17 protein-coding genes are annotated in these 17,028 nt (G+C 64.2%); 6 read left to right on the forward strand and 11 right to left on the reverse strand.

Features of this window, described 5'->3' with window-relative positions; genetic code table 11:
- Positions 1 to 26: 26 nt before the first annotated feature.
- The 6 genes from ggt to ACZ9H4_RS02000 all read right to left on the reverse strand — a co-directional run bounded on the left by ggt (position 27) and on the right by ACZ9H4_RS02000 (position 6,969).
- Entirely contained in the window at positions 27 to 1,760 is a 1,734-nt protein-coding gene (gene ggt / locus ACZ9H4_RS01975) for a gamma-glutamyltransferase (RefSeq protein WP_408139327.1), read from the reverse strand.
- Between the two features lie 277 nt (positions 1,761 to 2,037).
- Positions 2,038 to 3,441 (reverse strand): MFS transporter, encoded by a 1,404-nt coding sequence (locus ACZ9H4_RS01980; RefSeq protein ID WP_408152122.1) that lies wholly within the window; start codon positions 3,439 to 3,441, stop codon positions 2,038 to 2,040.
- A 227-nt stretch (positions 3,442 to 3,668) separates the two neighbouring features.
- Entirely contained in the window at positions 3,669 to 4,433 is a 765-nt protein-coding gene (locus ACZ9H4_RS01985) for a phosphocholine cytidylyltransferase family protein (RefSeq protein ID WP_408139329.1), read from the reverse strand.
- Between the two features lie 27 nt (positions 4,434 to 4,460).
- Positions 4,461 to 5,480: a lysylphosphatidylglycerol synthase domain-containing protein gene (locus tag ACZ9H4_RS01990; RefSeq protein ID WP_408139331.1), complete on the reverse strand. Its 1,020-nt coding sequence runs from the start codon at positions 5,478 to 5,480 to the stop codon at positions 4,461 to 4,463.
- Positions 5,477 to 6,292 carry a HalD/BesD family halogenase gene (locus tag ACZ9H4_RS01995; RefSeq protein WP_408151891.1) on the reverse strand — a complete coding sequence of 272 codons (816 nt, stop codon included), beginning with the start codon at positions 6,290 to 6,292 and terminating at the stop codon, positions 5,477 to 5,479. The genes ACZ9H4_RS01990 and ACZ9H4_RS01995 overlap by 4 nt, the downstream gene beginning before the upstream one ends.
- Positions 6,289 to 6,969: a CDP-alcohol phosphatidyltransferase family protein gene (locus ACZ9H4_RS02000; protein WP_408323752.1), complete on the reverse strand. Its 681-nt coding sequence runs from the start codon at positions 6,967 to 6,969 to the stop codon at positions 6,289 to 6,291. Before ACZ9H4_RS02000 ends, ACZ9H4_RS01995 begins: the two co-directional genes overlap by 4 nt.
- Before the next feature lie 238 nt (positions 6,970 to 7,207).
- On the opposite strand from ACZ9H4_RS02000, the gene ACZ9H4_RS02005 reads away from it, so the two are divergent.
- Positions 7,208 to 7,639 (forward strand): hypothetical protein, encoded by a 432-nt coding sequence (locus ACZ9H4_RS02005; protein WP_408139337.1) that lies wholly within the window; start codon positions 7,208 to 7,210, stop codon positions 7,637 to 7,639.
- A 37-nt stretch (positions 7,640 to 7,676) separates the two neighbouring features.
- Here the strand turns inward: ACZ9H4_RS02005 and ACZ9H4_RS02010 are convergent, their stop codons facing one another.
- Complete coding sequence (locus tag ACZ9H4_RS02010) at positions 7,677 to 8,213, reverse strand: hypothetical protein (RefSeq protein ID WP_121323551.1); 537 nt, start codon at positions 8,211 to 8,213, stop codon at positions 7,677 to 7,679.
- Between the two features lie 629 nt (positions 8,214 to 8,842).
- Between ACZ9H4_RS02010 and ACZ9H4_RS02015 the strand changes: the two genes are divergently transcribed.
- The 3 genes from ACZ9H4_RS02015 (at position 8,843) to ACZ9H4_RS02025 (ending at position 11,320) form a co-directional block, all read left to right on the forward strand.
- Entirely contained in the window at positions 8,843 to 9,994 is a 1,152-nt protein-coding gene (locus ACZ9H4_RS02015) for a porin (RefSeq protein WP_408139339.1), read from the forward strand.
- Between the two features lie 315 nt (positions 9,995 to 10,309).
- On the forward strand, positions 10,310 to 10,663 hold the full coding sequence (locus tag ACZ9H4_RS02020; RefSeq protein ID WP_476118111.1) for a sugar ABC transporter ATPase: 354 nt from the start codon (positions 10,310 to 10,312) through the stop codon (positions 10,661 to 10,663).
- Positions 10,664 to 10,804: 141 nt separating this feature from the next.
- Positions 10,805 to 11,320, forward strand: coding sequence for a metal-dependent hydrolase (locus ACZ9H4_RS02025; RefSeq protein WP_476118112.1), 516 nt, complete (start codon positions 10,805 to 10,807; stop codon positions 11,318 to 11,320).
- A gap of 3 nt (positions 11,321 to 11,323) precedes the next feature.
- On the opposite strand, the gene ACZ9H4_RS02030 is transcribed toward ACZ9H4_RS02025, so the two are convergent.
- The 3 genes from ACZ9H4_RS02030 to ACZ9H4_RS02040 form a co-directional block, all read right to left on the reverse strand.
- Positions 11,324 to 12,145, reverse strand: coding sequence for an AraC family transcriptional regulator (locus ACZ9H4_RS02030; protein ID WP_476118113.1), 822 nt, complete (start codon positions 12,143 to 12,145; stop codon positions 11,324 to 11,326).
- Positions 12,146 to 12,208: 63 nt separating this feature from the next.
- The gene (gene epsC / locus ACZ9H4_RS02035; protein ID WP_476118114.1) at positions 12,209 to 13,135 is read right to left on the reverse strand and encodes a serine O-acetyltransferase EpsC; all 927 of its coding nucleotides are present in this window, start codon (positions 13,133 to 13,135) and stop codon (positions 12,209 to 12,211) included.
- 155 nt (positions 13,136 to 13,290) lie between these two features.
- Positions 13,291 to 13,524, reverse strand: coding sequence for a hypothetical protein (locus tag ACZ9H4_RS02040; RefSeq protein WP_121323556.1), 234 nt, complete (start codon positions 13,522 to 13,524; stop codon positions 13,291 to 13,293).
- 327 nt (positions 13,525 to 13,851) lie between these two features.
- On the opposite strand from ACZ9H4_RS02040, the gene ACZ9H4_RS02045 reads away from it, so the two are divergent.
- A complete protein-coding gene (locus ACZ9H4_RS02045) occupies positions 13,852 to 14,304 on the forward strand; it encodes a DUF3005 domain-containing protein (protein WP_408139564.1) in 453 nt (150 codons plus the stop codon).
- A gap of 215 nt (positions 14,305 to 14,519) precedes the next feature.
- On the forward strand, positions 14,520 to 15,125 hold the full coding sequence (locus ACZ9H4_RS02050) for a short chain dehydrogenase (protein WP_476118115.1): 606 nt from the start codon (positions 14,520 to 14,522) through the stop codon (positions 15,123 to 15,125).
- Positions 15,126 to 15,260: 135 nt separating this feature from the next.
- Here ACZ9H4_RS02050 and araD read toward each other — a convergent pair whose 3' ends face one another.
- The gene (araD, locus tag ACZ9H4_RS02055) at positions 15,261 to 17,012 is read right to left on the reverse strand and encodes an L-arabinonate dehydratase (RefSeq protein ID WP_476118116.1); all 1,752 of its coding nucleotides are present in this window, start codon (positions 17,010 to 17,012) and stop codon (positions 15,261 to 15,263) included.
- Between the last annotated feature and the right edge of the window lie 16 nt (positions 17,013 to 17,028).

Genomic DNA, 17,028 nt, shown 5'->3' on the forward strand with positions numbered 1-17,028 from the left:
CACCCGGCGGCCCCAAACCCCAACGCTTACTGAATCACCCGCGTCACCCCACGGCCACGCGGATCAGCAGCCGCTTGCGGCGTATCGCCGTTGACCTTGATCGCCTGGATGTCGCCGCTGAAATCCTGCCCCTTCAGCGTGTAGCCCTTCGCTTCGATCTGCTGCGCGAGTTCACCGTCGATCGGCTTGTACGGCTCCCAGAAGATCGTGTTCGGCGGCAACAGCTGATGATGAAAGCGCATCGCGCCGACGGCTTCCGGCAACGGCATGTCGTAGTCGTACACGTTGTTGATCACCTGGAAGATCGACGTGAAGATGCGCGAGCCGCCCGGCGTGCCGATCACGAGCGCGACCTTGCCGTCCTTCGTCAGAATCGTCGGGCTCATTGACGAGAGCGGGCGCTTTTTCGGTTCGATCGAATTCGCGTCGCTGCCCACCACACCGAACATGTTCGCGACGCCCGGCTTCGCGGAGAAGTCGTCCATCTCGTCGTTCAGCACGATGCCAGTGCGGTCCGCCACCACGCCCGAGCCGAAATAGCCGTTGATGGTGTACGTGTTCGAGACCGCGTTGCCCCACTTGTCGATCACCGAAAAGTGCGTGGTCTCCGCTTTCTCCGGCATGTTGGTGCCGAGACCCGGCTGCACGCTCTTCGTGTCCGACGGTGCGTTCGGATTGACTTCGGCGGCGCGCCGGGCGATGTACGCGTCGCTCGTCAATTGCGCGACCGGCACCTTGTAGAAGTCGGGGTCGCCGAGATACTGCGCGCGGTCGGCGAACACGCGCTTCTCGATCTCGGCGATCAAGTGCACGTATTGCGGCGAATTGAGCGGCACGTCCTTGAAGTCGGGCGCGAGGTCGGCCTTCATCTTCAACAGTTGCACGAGGCCGATGCCGCCCGAACTCGGCGGCGGCGCGGTGTACACGCGATAGCCGTTCCAGTCGGCCTGGATCGGTTCACGCCACACGGCTTTGTACTGCTGCAGATCGGCCTTCGTGATGAGCCCATGACCGCGCATCGACGCGGCTATCAGATCGGCCGTCTTGCCCGAGTAGAAATCCTTCGCGCCCTGATCCGAAATGCGCTGCAGCACCGCGGCGAGATCCGGCTGCTTGAAGTTGACGCCCTGTTTCAGATTGGCGAAGTACGTGTCGAAGTTGGTCTTGCCCGCGAAGTCTTTCGCGGCCGCGTCACGACGCTCCTGCAATTGCTCGCTGACTTCGAAGCCGTCGCGCGCGTAGTGAATCGCCGGCGCGAGCACCTGCTTCCACTTGAGCTTGCCGAAGCGGCGCTGCGCCTGCCACATGCCATCGACGGTGCCCGGCACGCCCACCGCGCGATAGCCGAACAGGCTCATGCCCTTGATGACCTCACCCTTATCGTCGAGGTACATGTTCTTCGTCGCGGCGAGCGGCGCGCGCTCGCGATAGTCGAGGAAGTACGGTTTGCCGTCGACATAGAGCGTCATGAAACCGCCGCCGCCGATGTTGCCCGCTTCCGGATACGTCACGGCAAGCGTGAAGGCGATCGCGACGGCTGCGTCGACGGCATTGCCGCCTTGCTTGAAGATCTGCTCGGCGGCGTCGGCGCTGTACTTGTCGGCCACCGCGATCGCGGAGGCGGTGAGAATAGCGGGCTGCGCTTTCTCGGGCGCCTTCGCAATGGCCGGCGTGGCCTCGAGGAAACCAGCCGATACGGTAACGAGTGCGACCAGCGCGAATCCGCTGGCTGAAGCTTTGGCGTTGCGGAACAACCTCATTGAATACCCCCAGGACGACTGTTTCATCTGACGACGATTCAAGCTGCCTTGGGCTTATAACATGCGAAGTGACGCTTTGCGAAGTCGCAACAATTCGTAGGGCGCATGTTGCGGTACACAAAAAAGGGATACCGCGAGCGCATCGCAGGGGGTGACGGCGGCGTGACTCCGGGAGAGACGAAGTAGCGGACGCATCGATCATCGGCGGCAACGCTGAGGCGTCGATGCGGCCGGAAACGCAACGCCATCGCCAATGACCACGTCACCCGTTCACCCTTCACGCACGCCCGCGACTACCCCGTGCGATTTCATCGCCGGCATCTCGCGGCAAACGCGCGGTGACCGGAATCGACATGACCGAGAACAGGCCGACCACGAGAAACGCTGGCCAGAAGTCCGAGAACACGATGCTCGAATGGCCCTGCACGTTGTGCGAAATCTGCAGCACGATACCCGCAATCGTCACGCCGAGTCCCAATGAAATCTGCTGGATCACGCTCGCCACACTCGTCGCGCGGCCGACGTCGCTGCTCGGAATATCCGCATACGCCAACGTGTTCAGCGACGTGAACTGCAACGACGGAAAGAAGCCGCCGAACAGCACGACACACCAGATCAGCCAGTGCGGCGTGCCGGGAAAGAACAACCCGTACACGGCGATGGCTGCGCCCGCGCAAGCCGCGTTGAACATCAGCACGGTGCGAAAGCCGAAACGTCCGAGAATGCGCGACGCCGCCGCCTTCATGAAAATCGATCCGAACGCGGATGCGCAGGTGATCGACCCCGCTCTGAACGCGGTCATGCCCAGACCTTCCTGCAACGCGAGCGGCAATAGAAACGGCACCGCCCCGAGCCCGATGCGAAACAGCGAACCGCCCAGCACGCTTGCATGAAAACTCGGAATGCGCAGCAGCCGCAGATCGAGCACCGGCAATTCGACACGGCTCGCGTATAGCGCGTACAGCAACAGCAGCACCACACCGGCCACGCACATGCCGATCGACGCGCTCGTCGGCACCAGTTCGCCGCCCACCAGCGAGAGCCCCAGCATGAACAGCGACGCGCCGCTCGCGGACAGCAGGAAGCCGGTCCAGTCGAGCCGGCCCGGATGCGCTTCGCGCACGTTGGCGATGTGCCTGTTCGCGAGCCAGATGCCCAGCAGACCGATTGGAATATTGATGACGAAGATCAGACGCCAGTGCAGATACGTCGTGATGAAGCCGCCGAGCGGCGGTCCGACCACCGGCCCGAGCAAGGCCGGCACCGTCAGATAGTTGACCGCGCGAATGAACTCGGACTTCGGCACCGAACGAAAAATGATGATGCGGCCCACCGGCACCATCATCGCGCCGCCGATACCCTGCACGAAGCGCGCGACCACGAAGGTGCCGAGCGACGTGGAGGCCGCGCACATCAGCGAGCCGGCCATGAAAACGCCGATCGCCGTGCGAAACACCGTGCGCGAACCGAAGCGGTCGGCCACCCAGCCGCAGATCGGGATGAACACGCCGAGGCCGATCACATAGGCCGTGACCGCGAGCTTGAGGGTGATGGGATCCTGGCCGAGATCGCGCGCCAGAACCGGCAGCGACGTCACGATGACCGTGCCGTCCACGTTTTCCATGAACATCGCGCACGCAACGATCAGCGGAACGATGAAGGCGCCTAAAGCGAGAGGCATTGGCATGACGACGGGCTGCTAGGCCGTCGAGGTAAAGCGTCGATTATGGCATTGCAGCGGCGACATGGGGTGGTGCGCGAGGGCTTTCGTGCAGTTACGCAGCGCACGTGCGCAACTGCGTCGTGCGTCCTGCGGCGGGTGGGCACAACGCAACGAAGGTGAAGCGGCGTACAGCCGGTTCACCTTCGCGATACAGCGGGATGCAGCGGGCTACCGGCGCAAGCCGCTTAGCGCGACGCGCTGACGAGCGGTTGCAGTTGCGGCAGGATCTCAGTGCCCGCGCGGGCAACATCGTTCGGGAAGTCGATTTCGATCCACGGCGCGCCGGTCACGTCGGCGGTATCGAACACCTGGCTGCGCTCCAGCAACAGGTCGCGCACGGCTTCCTCGTGCGGCATGTTGGCCCGGCCGCTGTCGATATAGCCCGCGACGATCTCGGCGAAACGTTGCGCGGTTTCCTGGCGGAAGCGGAAGAAGCCGACCGACTCGCCGATCGTGTCGTACTCGAGATTGACCGCGAGCTGCTTGCGCAATTCGACCGGCACGCCGTCTTTCAGACACAGCTTGACGGGCTCGTCGCCAGCCTCGAAATCACGGTCGATCAGCAGGCGGTTGACCGTTTCTCCCGCCACCAGCGCGCTCAGAATGCGTTCGTCGTAGAGCACGTCGGCGTCCATCAGCAGCACGTCGCCACCGCGCGTGAGCGCGTCGGCCACCGTATGCACCGTCAGCACGCTGCCCAGATCGAAGCGCGGGTTCAGCACGGTTTCCACCTTGTGCGGCCAGTTGATGCGCTCCAGTTCCGCCTGCACCGATTCCGGCTGAAAGCCGAGCGCCAGCACGACGTCGGTCACGCCGGCGGTTTCGAGCATCTGCAGATGCCGTTCGAGCAGGCTCATGCCGTCGAACTGCAACAGACACTTCGGGAACTGAGCTTGCGGCGGTTGCTGAAGACGCAGGCCGAGGCCCGCCGCGAGGATGATGGCACGCATGCGCGGTCCTTTGAAAAAATACGGAGATTAATCGGCAACCGGCACGCGCGCCGTGGCGCGCCGCCGTTGCCAGCTTCTTTCGCTGAAGTGCAAAACCACCAGCCCCGGCAAGCCGAGCAGGATTTCGCGCGCACGCTTGGCGAGCGACAACGCCAGCGCCGCATCCGGCGGCAATCCGACCAGCGGCGCGAGCAGGAGATAGCCGCCCTCCTGCACGCCGAGCGAGCCCGGAATCATGAACGCCGCGCCGCGAATCGCCTGCCCGATGCTCTCGAGCAACAGCGCGTCGATCCAGTCGACCGGATGGCCGAGAAAGCGCAGCGCGAGCCACACTTCGACCGTGCCGACGATCCAGCCCACGAGACTCAACGCGAAACTCGCCGCCACCTTGCAACGCTCGCGGTACAACGCCTGCACGGCGGCGTCGACGGCTTCCGCGCGCGTCATCAGCGAGGACCAGTCGCGCTTGCCGAAGACCTTCGAGACCACGCCGAGCAGCCGGCCGAACAGGCCGCGCCGCTGCGCATAGTAGAAGCCGGCGATCATCGCGCCGAGCACGCCGGTGGCGATCAGCGTCGCGGTTTGCAGGTCGTGCAGCGCGCCGTTCGCGGCATACGCGCCGAACAGCAGCAGCCCGCCCAGTGCGAAGACGATTTGCGCGAGCGCCTGCGCGGTCGTGCTGACAGTGATCGCTGCGGCGGCATCGCGCATGCGCATGCCGCGTTGCGAGAGTTGCCGCACCATGACGACCGGGCCGCCGATCTGTCCGGCCGGCAACAGGCTATTCACCGATTCGCCGATCCAGCGCGCGAACAGCGCGTCGCCCAACGACAGATCGCGATGCGCGCCATCGCGGCGGCGCTCGAACAACACGGAGATCGCGGCGGCGTCGAGCACCAGCGGCACGACGTGGAACGCCGCGACGAGCGCGAGCCCCCAGCCGGCCGCGAGCAGCGTCGAGGCCACTGAGCCGAAGCCCTGCCAGGCGAGCAGGCCGACGAACAGCGCCGTGCCGATCGACAGCAGAAGCAGGGCCGCGCGGCTCATGCGCGGTCCTTGCCGCGCGCGGCGAGTTGACGGAACACCTGGCGGAAACCGAAGTACGCGATGGCGTCCTTCATGTTCGAGATGAAGCGGCGCCACGGCCGCATGTTCGGGTCCGTGACGTATTCGAACGTAAGCGACACGCGCATCTCGTTCGCGCCGGCCGGCGTGACGCGGTGGCGCAGCTTGTCGCCGTCGAAAAACACGAGGCCGCCCGGCGGAATCTGCACCGAGCCCGGCTGATCCGGCACGTCCGGATTGCGCGTGTGCAATTCGTAGTCGAGCCGGCAGGACGAGTCGTCGATCACGCCGAGCAGCAGCGTGTAGCGGCGGCCGTCATAGTACGAAGTATCGTAGTGCCAGCCGATGTGGTCGCCCGGCCGCGTGTAGTAGTACAGCGCGTACGCATGCGGGTCGTCGAGCGGCGAGACCTGCAGCTTGTCGCCGCTCAGTTGTTCGAGCCAGCCGATCAGCTCCTTCGAGCGATACAACTCGGCGATGAACGGCGCGAGGCGGTCGATCGTGTGCCGGCTGACGCTGCCGCCCTGCTTGTGACCCGGCAGGTAGTTGCGGTTCACCTCGTCGAGCAGCGCACGCGCGCTGTGGATGAGCTGCGCCGTGACTTCCGGCGCGAGAAAGTCTTCCAGATAGAGGAACGCGTCCTGAGCGGCGAAGTCTTTGCGCAGACGCGGGGTGTCGAACGTGCGCGTGCGGTTCGCGACCGCGCGGTCGGCATTCGGCGCGCCCGGCGCCGCAGCGCAAGCAGCGTCGGCGGAGACCGCTGCGATCACGTCGTCTTCGGCGTGCGTACTCATTCGCTAGCCCACATTTGACTGGTTTCGGAAGCCCCCGCGGTGCGGCGCGCAACGCGCCAGTAGTCGATCACGACCCACGCGGCGAAGAGCGGCGCGCCGATCGAGGCAACCACCACGAAGGGCATCACGACGTTCGTCAGGGTGACGATCGGCAGCAGGTACAGCACGTCTTCCGTTTCGAAGCCGCCGGCCGATGCCTGCCTGGTGCCCGCCTTGCCCGCCATTTCCTCGATGCGCATGCGCAGGAAAAAGATCAGCGCGACCGCCACGCCGGCCACGGCACCGAGCACACCCGGCGCGACCTTCAACCCACCGATCTGCGAGGCGCCCACGCCGACGCCCATGCCGACAAACAGCATGACGGTGACGAGCGCGTCGCACGCGAGGTCGTAAAAATGACCGATCCGGCTCGACTTGCCGCCGATGCGCGCGAGTTCGCCGTCCGTGTGATCGACGAAATTCGACAACACGATCAGCAGCGCGCCCGCATTCGCCCACGCGAATTCGCCATGAGCGAGGCACAGCGCGCCTGCCACGCCGATCAGCAGACGCAGCGTGGTAAGGTGATTCGGCGTAACCCAGGTGTTCACCAGCGGAGTCACGAGCCGGCGGGCGAGCCGGGCGTCCCACGTGCGAGGCGGCGGGACGTTATTTGGAGTTTGGGGTTGCGAAGTCATAACCCGGAAATATATACGGGATCATAAAATATTGCTTTCATCCCGTACGTTTCTTTGAGACGCGTTCGTTACCGGCGTGTGTCCAACGCAAAGCAAGATTTGCCGAATCGCGATACAGTGCGAATCCAGTTGCGCCTGTCACGCGGAATCCCTTCGATACGCAACGTCTTTCGGTCTAAACCCCGCGCCGCCCCGCGTTGCAAAACCACGACATCGAACCCGGCGCGACTCACCGCTTATGAAACGTTTTATTTCTTCTGCACTTCTGCTTCTGGCGGCCGCGCTGCCGATGCGCGGTTTCGCGGCGTCGCTCGACACCGCGCTCACCTGCAATCAGAGCGGCCATCAGTTCATCGCCGACCTCGCGCAGCAGGAACTCATCGACCCGAAACCAACGCGCGTTGAACCGAATTCGATCAACGCATTCTCGCCGGCGTCCGGCGCCGATCTGAGCGCGTTCGGTTTTCATGTGTTCGCGGTGGTCGGCTTCGAAAAGGACGATCCGCTGTTTCGCGTCGGCGATGGCGAGCCGCTCGCACGCTCGGCCTACGGCGTCGTGGTGTTCGGCAGCGAAGCCAAAGTGCGCAACGCGCTGGCCGGAACCGGCAGCACGGCGATCGTGCATCACGTGGCGCCGCTCATCACGGCGATTTTCTGCAAGCGGAGTTGAGGTTCGAGCGCGGCAACCGCGGCCGAACCGCGCGCCCCTAGCCCGGACGACGAAACTCGTTTTCGACCCACGCCGCCGCGCTCGCCTTGCTGAGCTTGAAGTTGGGCGCGACCTGCACCTGCGCGAGCTGTTCGCCGAACGCATCGAGCGCGGTCAGCAGCGCGTACGGCTCGAGTTCATCGGGGACGATGTCCAGCGTGATGTCGAGTTCGTCATTCCCGTCGGCGCTCGCGACCCGCACTTCTTTATGCAATTGCGCGCGCAGTTGCTGCTCATGACGGCGCAGCACTTCCGACGCGGTCTTCACTAGCGTGTTGAACGCCGAGGTGTCGAGCGGCTTCGGATCTTTCTTGTTGCGGCCCATCGTCCACGGTCCGACGAGCGCGGGTTCCGCTTCGCCGTCCTTGATCATTTCGACGGCCCAGCCTTCGTCGTCTTCATTCTTGATGACGCGCGCGGTCCAGCCGTCGTCGCGCCACAGACGCGCTTCATGGACGCTTTCGTCCAGCCCGGGCGAGCCTTCCGTCGTGAAATCGGCAGCGGCGTCGGACGATGGAAGGGGTGTATCGGTCATTACAGGTTCACTCAGGTTCGCGGGGCAAAAACACATCTCAAGCACGCGATTCTACCTGCCCTGCGCGCGCTGGCCGCGCCCCTCTGACGAACGGACAAGTCGTGGCGAACCCATTGTCCAGCGAAATACATTACTTCCTTATTCGCCGGACCTTATTAAGCCATTATAAAAAGCTTATAAAAAAAGACGCGACCCGAAAGCCGCGCGTAGAAATGAAAAAAGACACCCTTGGTCAGAGGGATACGGAATTGTAGAGCCGCAATCGATCAAGATAGACCATGCAATCCGGAAGAGTTCATTGCAGAAAAAGGAATAAATCATCATTCATTCGGCAATACGTTGTAATACCCGCCAGGACAGGCTGAGCGGACGCGTCGCGAGCCAGCAACACCACTGCTATTGACCTGCCCATTTCAATTTCCTAAACAGGAAGTTTTTCTTTTATTTTTCCCGCACTTATGCAAATCCAGATCGGCCATTACGGATTTGAGAATTCATTGTTGTGTCTTATGAGATTAAAGATCTGAATGGCAGGAATACACTTCGCTGCGAATCGTCAGGCAGCCGGCGCCATCGGCTGTAAGTACTCGAATGCGATTCTCCACGCACTGTCCCGGAGTTATCTGAACATGAAAAAAACCCTCATCGCAGCCGGCCTCATGGGCGCGTTCGCGGTCACCGCGCACGCACAGAGCAGCGTCACGTTGTATGGCTCGCTGGACGCCGGCCTCGTGTATTCGAACAACCAGGGCGGCCACAGCAATTGGCAACAAGGCAGCAGCTCGATGTCGAACACCTATTTCGGTCTGCGCGGCAGCGAAGACCTCGGCGGCGGTCTGCACGCGATCTTCACCTTGGAAAGCGGCTTCAATCTGAACAACGGCCAGAACTCGGAAAGCGGCACGCTGTTCAATCGCAAGGCTTTCGTTGGGCTGCAGAGCGATCAGTACGGCACGCTGACACTCGGCCGTCAATATGATTCGATGGTCGACTACCTGTCGCCGCTGTCCGCTACGGGCGCGGGCTACGGCAACAACCTCGCCGCTCACCCGTTCGACAACGACAATCTGGACGCGTCCTTCTCGGTCAAGAACGCGGTGAAATACACGAGCGCGAATTACGCGGGGCTGACGTTCGGCGGCCTGTATGGCTTCAGCAATGCGGCTGGCCAGTTCGCGAACAACCGTGCATGGAGCGCCGGCGCTTCGTACGACAACGGCCCGTTGAACTTCGCGGCCTCGTACCTGCAACTGAACAATTCGGGCAGCTCGAACCTGGGCGGCGCCGTATCGCAAGGCAACGGCACCGCGGCGATCGCCGCGAACCTGCAGCGCTCGTTCGGCGCGGGCCTCAACTATACGTACGGCCCGGCCACCGCCGGCTTCGTGTACACGCACACGCAACTGGACGGCATCAGCGGCGTGAATGTGGGCGGCGTCACGCTGCCGGGCGTAGCGGGCACCAACCTGCGCCTCGACAACTACGAGTTGAACGGCCGTTATGCACTGACGCCGGCGCTGAGCCTCGCGGCGGCGTACACGTTCACCGACGGTAGAATGACGGGCTCGAACGGCACCGGCGATCCGAAGTGGCACACGGTGTCGCTGCAAAGCGACTACGCGCTGAGCAAGCGTACCGACGTGTATGTGGAAGGCGTGTACCAGCATGCGTCGGGCGAGCTCGGCAACTTCGGCGCGAACGTCGCGGCAATCAATACGCTGGCGCCGTCGTCGACGGGCAATCAGGTCGCCGCGGCCGTCGGTCTGCGTCACCGCTTCTAAGTTCTCCACGCAGTACCCGCGGCGCGAATCTATCCTTTCCCGCTGCATTTCGACCCGCGCGTGACACGATCACATCGCGGGTTTTTTTATCGCACTAACGATTCGACATCGTGGCGATCAACGGGTCTCGCCACCGCGCGAAATGACGACGCCGGCGCGCGGTGGGTATACTGGCGCACGCCGCCCCGGCCACCGCGATGTCGCTGCGGTAGCCCGGCGGCTTCGTCGCGAAGCATCACGTTGTGCTGAAAATGCATGGCGCTTCGCCCGCGCCTCAAGTCCCCACGAACGACCGGGGACGCCGACGATCGGACCATGAAAAGACTTCTCCTGTTAGCACCCGCTGTTGCCGTCATTGCTGCTCTCGCCGCTTGCGGTACGTCCAGGGGCCCTGCCCGCGACGCATCCGTGCCGCTGCTGTACGTGTCGTCGCAACGCGCCCCCGCCTCTATCGCCCAATGCCTCAAGGACCGTTTGCCGCGCGTGCGCGTGTCGCAAGTCGGCTCGGCGACTGAGCTCGCCGTCGGCTCGGATTCGAACAACTCGTATTTCGTCACACTGACGCCGCTCAACGCGGGTTCGGTCATCAAGGTGATGCGCCCCGCGAACGCGCCGGACGATCCGCCGGAAGAAGAGATGCGCTTCGACATCGCACGCTGCGCCACCTGACATTCCGCTCACGCATTCGGGTTGTGAAGGCCACGCCGCCACGCGAATTTTTTATCTCGCGCGGCGGCTATTTTTTTGTCGGCTCATCTGCGAACATAGCCGCCCTTCGTCTTTGACGCGGCGCGGCGCGCCGCGAGTTTCATGGCCTCCAGCAACGCACATCACGCGACCGGTTTTGCAGCCGGTGTCATCGCGGCGGCAATCGTCGCGCACATCGGCGAGGGTGATCCGTATCATCTCGGCGTGCTGTCGAGCTTCCTCGCCGGGCTCGCCGGCAGCACCGCGCCGGACTGGCTGGAGGTGGCGTGGTGGTCGCGCGCGCGGCGTCTGTGGATCACGCATCGCACGTTGACGCATTGGGGTGTGGGGTGGCTCGCGCTGCTCGCGATTTCCTATCATTGGCTCGGACATTCGATCTATGCCGCGCCCGCATTCGGCTTCGCGTGCGGCGGCCTCATGCATCTGCTGGCCGACTGGCCGAATCCGCTAGGCGTGCCGTGGATTGCCGGACGGCATTCGCTGAATCTGTGGAAGAGCGGGCACTGCGACCTGATCGTGGTAGCGGCTTCGTGGGCCGCGGCCTGGTTTATCGGCGAGCATGTCTGGTGGCATGGCGCGCATGAGCTGTCACTGCTGCGCTATCTGCGCACGGGCTAAGCGTCACCGCATCGCAGCCGCATAGTTCGCGGGCGTCACGCCCAGCAGGCGCACAAAGGCCCGCGTCATGTGGCTCTGATCGGCAAAGCCGGCCGCTGCCGCCGCATCGGCGAGCGTCGCGCCCCGCGCGATCGAGCGCCTCGCGAGCGCGATGCGCCGCTGCATCCGGTAAGCGTGCGGCGGCAAGCCCATCTCGTGCGCGAAGCCACGCAACAACTGGAAACGGCTCAGGCCGGTGTCGGCGGCAAGGTCGGCCAAGGTGAGCGTGGCAGCAGGATCATCGTCGATGCGCGCTTTCGCTCGCGCAATCGGCCCGTGCGCATGAACGGCGGGCGTATGCGCCGGCCGGGTCGCGTGGGTGTGGACCAGATACCCGAGGAGTTCGAGCAACGCCTCTTCCGTCAGCAGATTGTCGGGCGCCGACTGCGCCTGCACCGACACCGCAAATAACCGCTCGAACAAATGCCTGAGCAGCGGATCGTGAACCACCGGCTGCGTGAGTTCGATCTCACGCGCCGCTGCGCCCGTCAACTCGGTCGCGGCGCACGTCAGCATCGACGGTTCGAAATACAACATGCGCCACGCGCGGCCACGCTCGTCGAGGGGGCTGCCGTCGTGGACCTCGCCTGGATTGACCGTGATCGCGTCGTTCGCGCGCGCTTCGACGACGCCGCGCCCGCTCGCCGACCGATGTCCGCCACGCACGATCACGCCGACGCCGAAGCGGTCGTGCGAATGGCGCGGAAACGAATGCGCCGTATCGGCCAGCGTCGCTTCGACGCCGGCAATCGCGCAGCGAGGCATGTGAACGCGGCCGCGCGGCATGAGTCGTGCCTCAGTTGTTGTGGCTGGAGCCGCACGAGCCGCAGGGGCCATCCCCCGCGCGCATCATCGCCGGCTCTCGTCGGTGCGCTCGCCTTCACGCACTTTGCCTTGCGACACGCTGCTGCCCGGCGGCACGCTGTGCGTGAGCCACACATTGCCGCCGATCACCGAGCCGCGTCCGATCGTCACCCGCCCGAGGATGGTCGCGCCGGCGTAGATCACGACGTCGTCCTCGACGATCGGATGGCGCGCATTGCCCTTGATCAGCGCGCCGTCGCCATCGGCGGCGAAGCTCTTCGCGCCGAGCGTGACCGCCTGATACACCCGCACACGCTCGCCGATGATCGCGGTCTCGCCGATCACCACGCCCGTGCCGTGGTCGATGAAGAAGCTCGGCCCGATCGTGGCGCCCGGGTGAATGTCGATACCGGTCGCCGAGTGCGCGATCTCGTTGATGAAACGCGCCAGCAACGGCACGCCGAGCCGATGCAGCGCATGCGCGAGCCGGTGGTGAGTCATCGCCCACACGCCCGGATAGCACAGCAGAATTTCGGTGATGTGCTGCGCGGCCGGGTCGCCGGTGAAGGCTGCCTGAATGTCGCTGACCAGCAGCGCGCGAATCCCCGGTAACTGCGTGCCGAATTCGCGCGCGACACCGAACGCTTGCTCCCGCAGCTCCGCATCGGAGGTTGCGGCGTACTCTGGCAGAAATCGCAGCGCGCGGCGAATCTGTTCGGCGAGCAAACGCAAGGTGCTCTCGAGCGTGTGGCCGACGTAGTAATCGACGGTTTCATCGGTCAGATCGGGCGCGCCGTAGTGCGTGGGGAACAGCGACGCGCGCAGGCCGGCGACGATGTTGACCACCGCGTCGCGCGAAGGCAGCTCGCGAATGCCGAGCGGATGCCGCGTGCGATGCAATTGTTCACGCGAGGCGCGCAGGTCCGCGACGATCTGTTCGAGACCCCAGTTGTGGGAAGGCACGTTAGGCATAGAAGAACGACGCCATGCGGCGAGCACGGTTCGAGGTGATGGATTATGCCGAGAGATTACCGCGTTTTGCCGCGGCCCGCGCAGCGTGGCGCGCTGGCTGGCATGCGGCTCGCGTGCGCTCATGCCGCGCGGTGCCGTGCCATGCATGCGCTTCTTCAGATGGTCACGCTGCTCGCGTCGATCCAGCGCACCGCCCAGTCGCGCGCATGGGCGATGGCGGCGCCTTCGTCGGGGAAGCGCAGCTCGTTAGGGAAGAATCGGTTGGCGACCAGCTCGCCGTCGCTCGACCGCGAGATCACCACATACGGTTGCCAAGTGCCATCGCCGGCGCGCGCAGGCGCGCAATTCAACAAGTAGCCGCGATGTGTGAATGCAGCATCGAAGTGCATGAGTCACCCGCCCTGACGCCCCGTAAAAATGTTTTGAATAGCGCGGCCTTTCATTCGTTGTTTCCGACCATGAAGAGTTAGTCGGGGCCCTTTCGTCAATTTAACCGCGCTTCGCTCGTCGGAGTAAGATCATACTCTGTAGAAAATACGCGTCCATTAAAAAAAACGAAAAGAATCGCCGACGCAATCGCCAGGTGAAATGTCCTCACATGCATCGCCTTGCAAGCGTGGCGTATGCGCATTGCAAGTCACGTGCACACAGGCGTCGTGCCGGGCGGTATGGGTTTTGCTGACCTTCAACCATGTCCTCTTCAAGGAGAACGCATGATGAACAGCGATATCGACAAGCCAGCAGACGTCGCGAAGCAAGCGGCCGCAAGCGGCCCGAGCTCGGCGGAATTGCACAACGACCGTACGCACGACAGCACGGTCGACACCGACGGCAAAAACCTCGAAGCCGCGCGCATCGCGGGTTACCGCCCGATTTCGCCCGACGAGATCACCACCAGTAACGCATCGCTGGACAATAGCGTGCCCGAGGCGCTCGACGGCATGGCCGGCTTCGACAGCCGGGTTGGCGGCAACCACCTGCTGCTCGCGCTCGAACCCGGCTACACCGTGATCGACAAAGGCATGATCGAACCACAAGGCGCCTACTCGGCCGATCATCAATTCGACGATCCACGTCCCGTGGGCAGCCGCCAGGATCGCGGCCGCATCCATTACGCGCTGAATCATTTTCGGCCCACACGCGTGATCGAATTGCATCGGGTGAAATAAACGCGGGCAGGGAGTCCCCTGGCGTTTGAATCCACGCGCTTATTCCTATTAATCATTGAATATCATCGCGCGCACCGTTTGAAATAATGGTGCGCGCCTTGCTTTACGTCGATTCGAAACTCAGGGTTGCGGGACCTGGGCGCCAGCGCAGCTTTTTCTCCACGCCGATCCCCGCCACAATCGAGCCACATCAACCACGCTCAACGGAGCAGCAGATGAAAAAAATCGTCGTGATCGGTGCGACCGGCACGCTGGGCCAAGCCGTCAGCGCGGCGTTGCAGGCGCGTCACCGGGTGATCGAAGTGGGCGCGACGCGCGGGCAGTATCGCGCCGACATCACGGACCCGGCGAGCGTCGAGCGGCTCTTTCGCGAAATCGGCAAGGTGGACGGCGTGGTCACCGCGACCGGCAAGGTGCACTTCGGGCCGCTGCCGGATATGAGCATCGAACAGTTCTGGGTCGGTCTGCGCGACAAGCTGATGGGCCAGATCAACGTGGTGCTGGCCGCACAGCAATACGTGAACGACGGCGGCTCGTTCACGCTGACGAGCGGCATCATCGCCGACGAACCGATTCGCCTCGGCGCCAGCGCGACCACGGTCAACATGGCGCTCGAAGGATTCGTGCGCGGCGCGGCGATCGAATTGCCGCGCGGCATCCGCATCAACGTGGTGAGCCCGACCGTGCTGACCGAAGCCATGGACGCTTACGCGCCCTACTTCCGCGGCTTCGAGCCGGTGACGGCACAACGCGCCGCGCTCGCCTACGTGCGCAGCGTGGAAGGCGCGCAGACGGGGCGGGTGTATCGCGTGGGGTATTGAACGTCGGGGGAATCACGCGATGCGGTCTCGCCGCATCGCGCGTCCCTCTCGAAGTGTTGCCGCTCTGTGGCGGCTGCACTGCTCTGCCGACAGCCCTCGATAAAGCCGTTGCATTGCGACCCGCCTGCCAGATCCTCAGTGAATCTCCGGCTCGCCCGGCTTGTCCGCTTGCGGCGCGGCAAGCGCGCCGCCGCGTTGCAGGAAGTCGAAGTCGCAGCCCTGATTCGCCTGCATTACATGCACCTGATACATCGCGCCATAGCCGCGCGTGAAACGCGGCGCGGGTCTGACCCACGCGGCCTGGCGGCGCGCCAGTTCCTCGTCCGACACCAGCAGGTTGAGTCTGCGCCCGGGCACGTCCAGCTCGATCGTGTCGCCGTTTTGCACCAGCGCAAACGGCCCGCCGACGAACGACTCCGGCGCGACGTGCAACACGCACGCGCCGTAACTCGTGCCGCTCATCCGCGCATCCGAGATGCGCACCATGTCGCGTACGCCCTTTTGCAGCAGCTTGCGCGGGATCGGCAGTTGCCCCCACTCGGGCATGCCCGGCGCGCCCACCGGCCCCGCATGCTGGAGCACGATCACACAGGTCTCGTCGATGTCGAGCGCTTCGTCGTCGATGCGTGCGGCCAGGTCGTTATAGTCCTGGAACACCACCGCGCGGCCGGTATGCACGAGCAGATGCGGCTCGGCCGCGCCGGGTTTGATCACCGCGCCGTCGGGCGCGATATTGCCGCGCAGCACCGCGAGTCCGCTGTCAGGCAGGAGCGGCTTGTCGCGGCGGCGAATCACTTCGTCGTTGAAAATCCGCGCGCCTGCGAGGTTCTCGCCGAGCGTGCGGCCGTTCACGGTTCTCTGCGAACCGTCGATCAGCTCGCCCAGCTCCGCGAGCAGCGCCCGCAGACCGCCCGCGTAGAAAAAGTCCTCCATCAGATACGCGCCGGTCGGCCGGATGTTGGCCAATACCGGCGTGCGGCGCGAGATGTCGTCGTAGCGATCGAGCGTCAGCGCGATGCCCGCGCGGCGCGCGAGCGCGATCATGTGGACGATCGCGTTGGTCGAACCGGACAGCGCGAGACAGGTGGTCACGGCGTTATCGACCGAGCCGGCTGTGATGAGGTCGGAAGGCTTGAGATCCTCCCACACCATGTCGACGATGCGCATGCCGGTCTGCACCGCCATCTGCGCATGACGCGAATCCGCTGCGGGAATCGACGCGAAACCGGGCAGCGTGAAGCCGAGCGCCTCGGCCGCGCTCGTCATCGTCGAGGCGGTGCCCATCGTCATGCAATGCCCCGGCGAGCGCGCAATGCCGCCTTCGATGCCCTGCCAGTCGTCCTGCGTGATCGTCCCGGCACGCAGTTCGGCCCAGTACTTCCAGACGTCCGAGCCGGAGCCGAGCGTCACGCCATGCCAGTTGCCGCGCAGCATCGGGCCGGCGGGCAGGAAGATCGCGGGCAGGTCCATCGAGATCGCGCCCATCAGCAAAGCGGGCGTGGTCTTGTCGCAGCCGCCCATCAGCACGACGCCGTCGGCGGGATAGGAGCGCAACGTCTCCTCGGCTTCCATCGCGAGGAAGTTGCGGTACAGCATCGTGGTGGGCTTCTGGAACGGCTCGGACAGCGTCTGCACCGGCAGCTCGATCGGAAAGCCGCCGGCCTGCCAGATGCCGCGCTTCACTTCCTCGACGCGCTGCTTGAAATGCGTGTGGCACGCGTTGATCTCGCTCCACGTGTTGAGAATCGCGATGACCGGCTTGCCCGCGTATTCCTCCCGGTTGTAGCCCATCTGCGCGGTGCGCGAGCGGTGACCGAACGAACGCATATCGTTCGCGCCGTACCAGCGGTGGCTGCGCAGCTCCTCGGGGGTCTTTCTCTTCGTCAACGTCGGCTCCACGAAT

This window comes from Paraburkholderia sp. TE9906, from assembly GCF_056279605.1.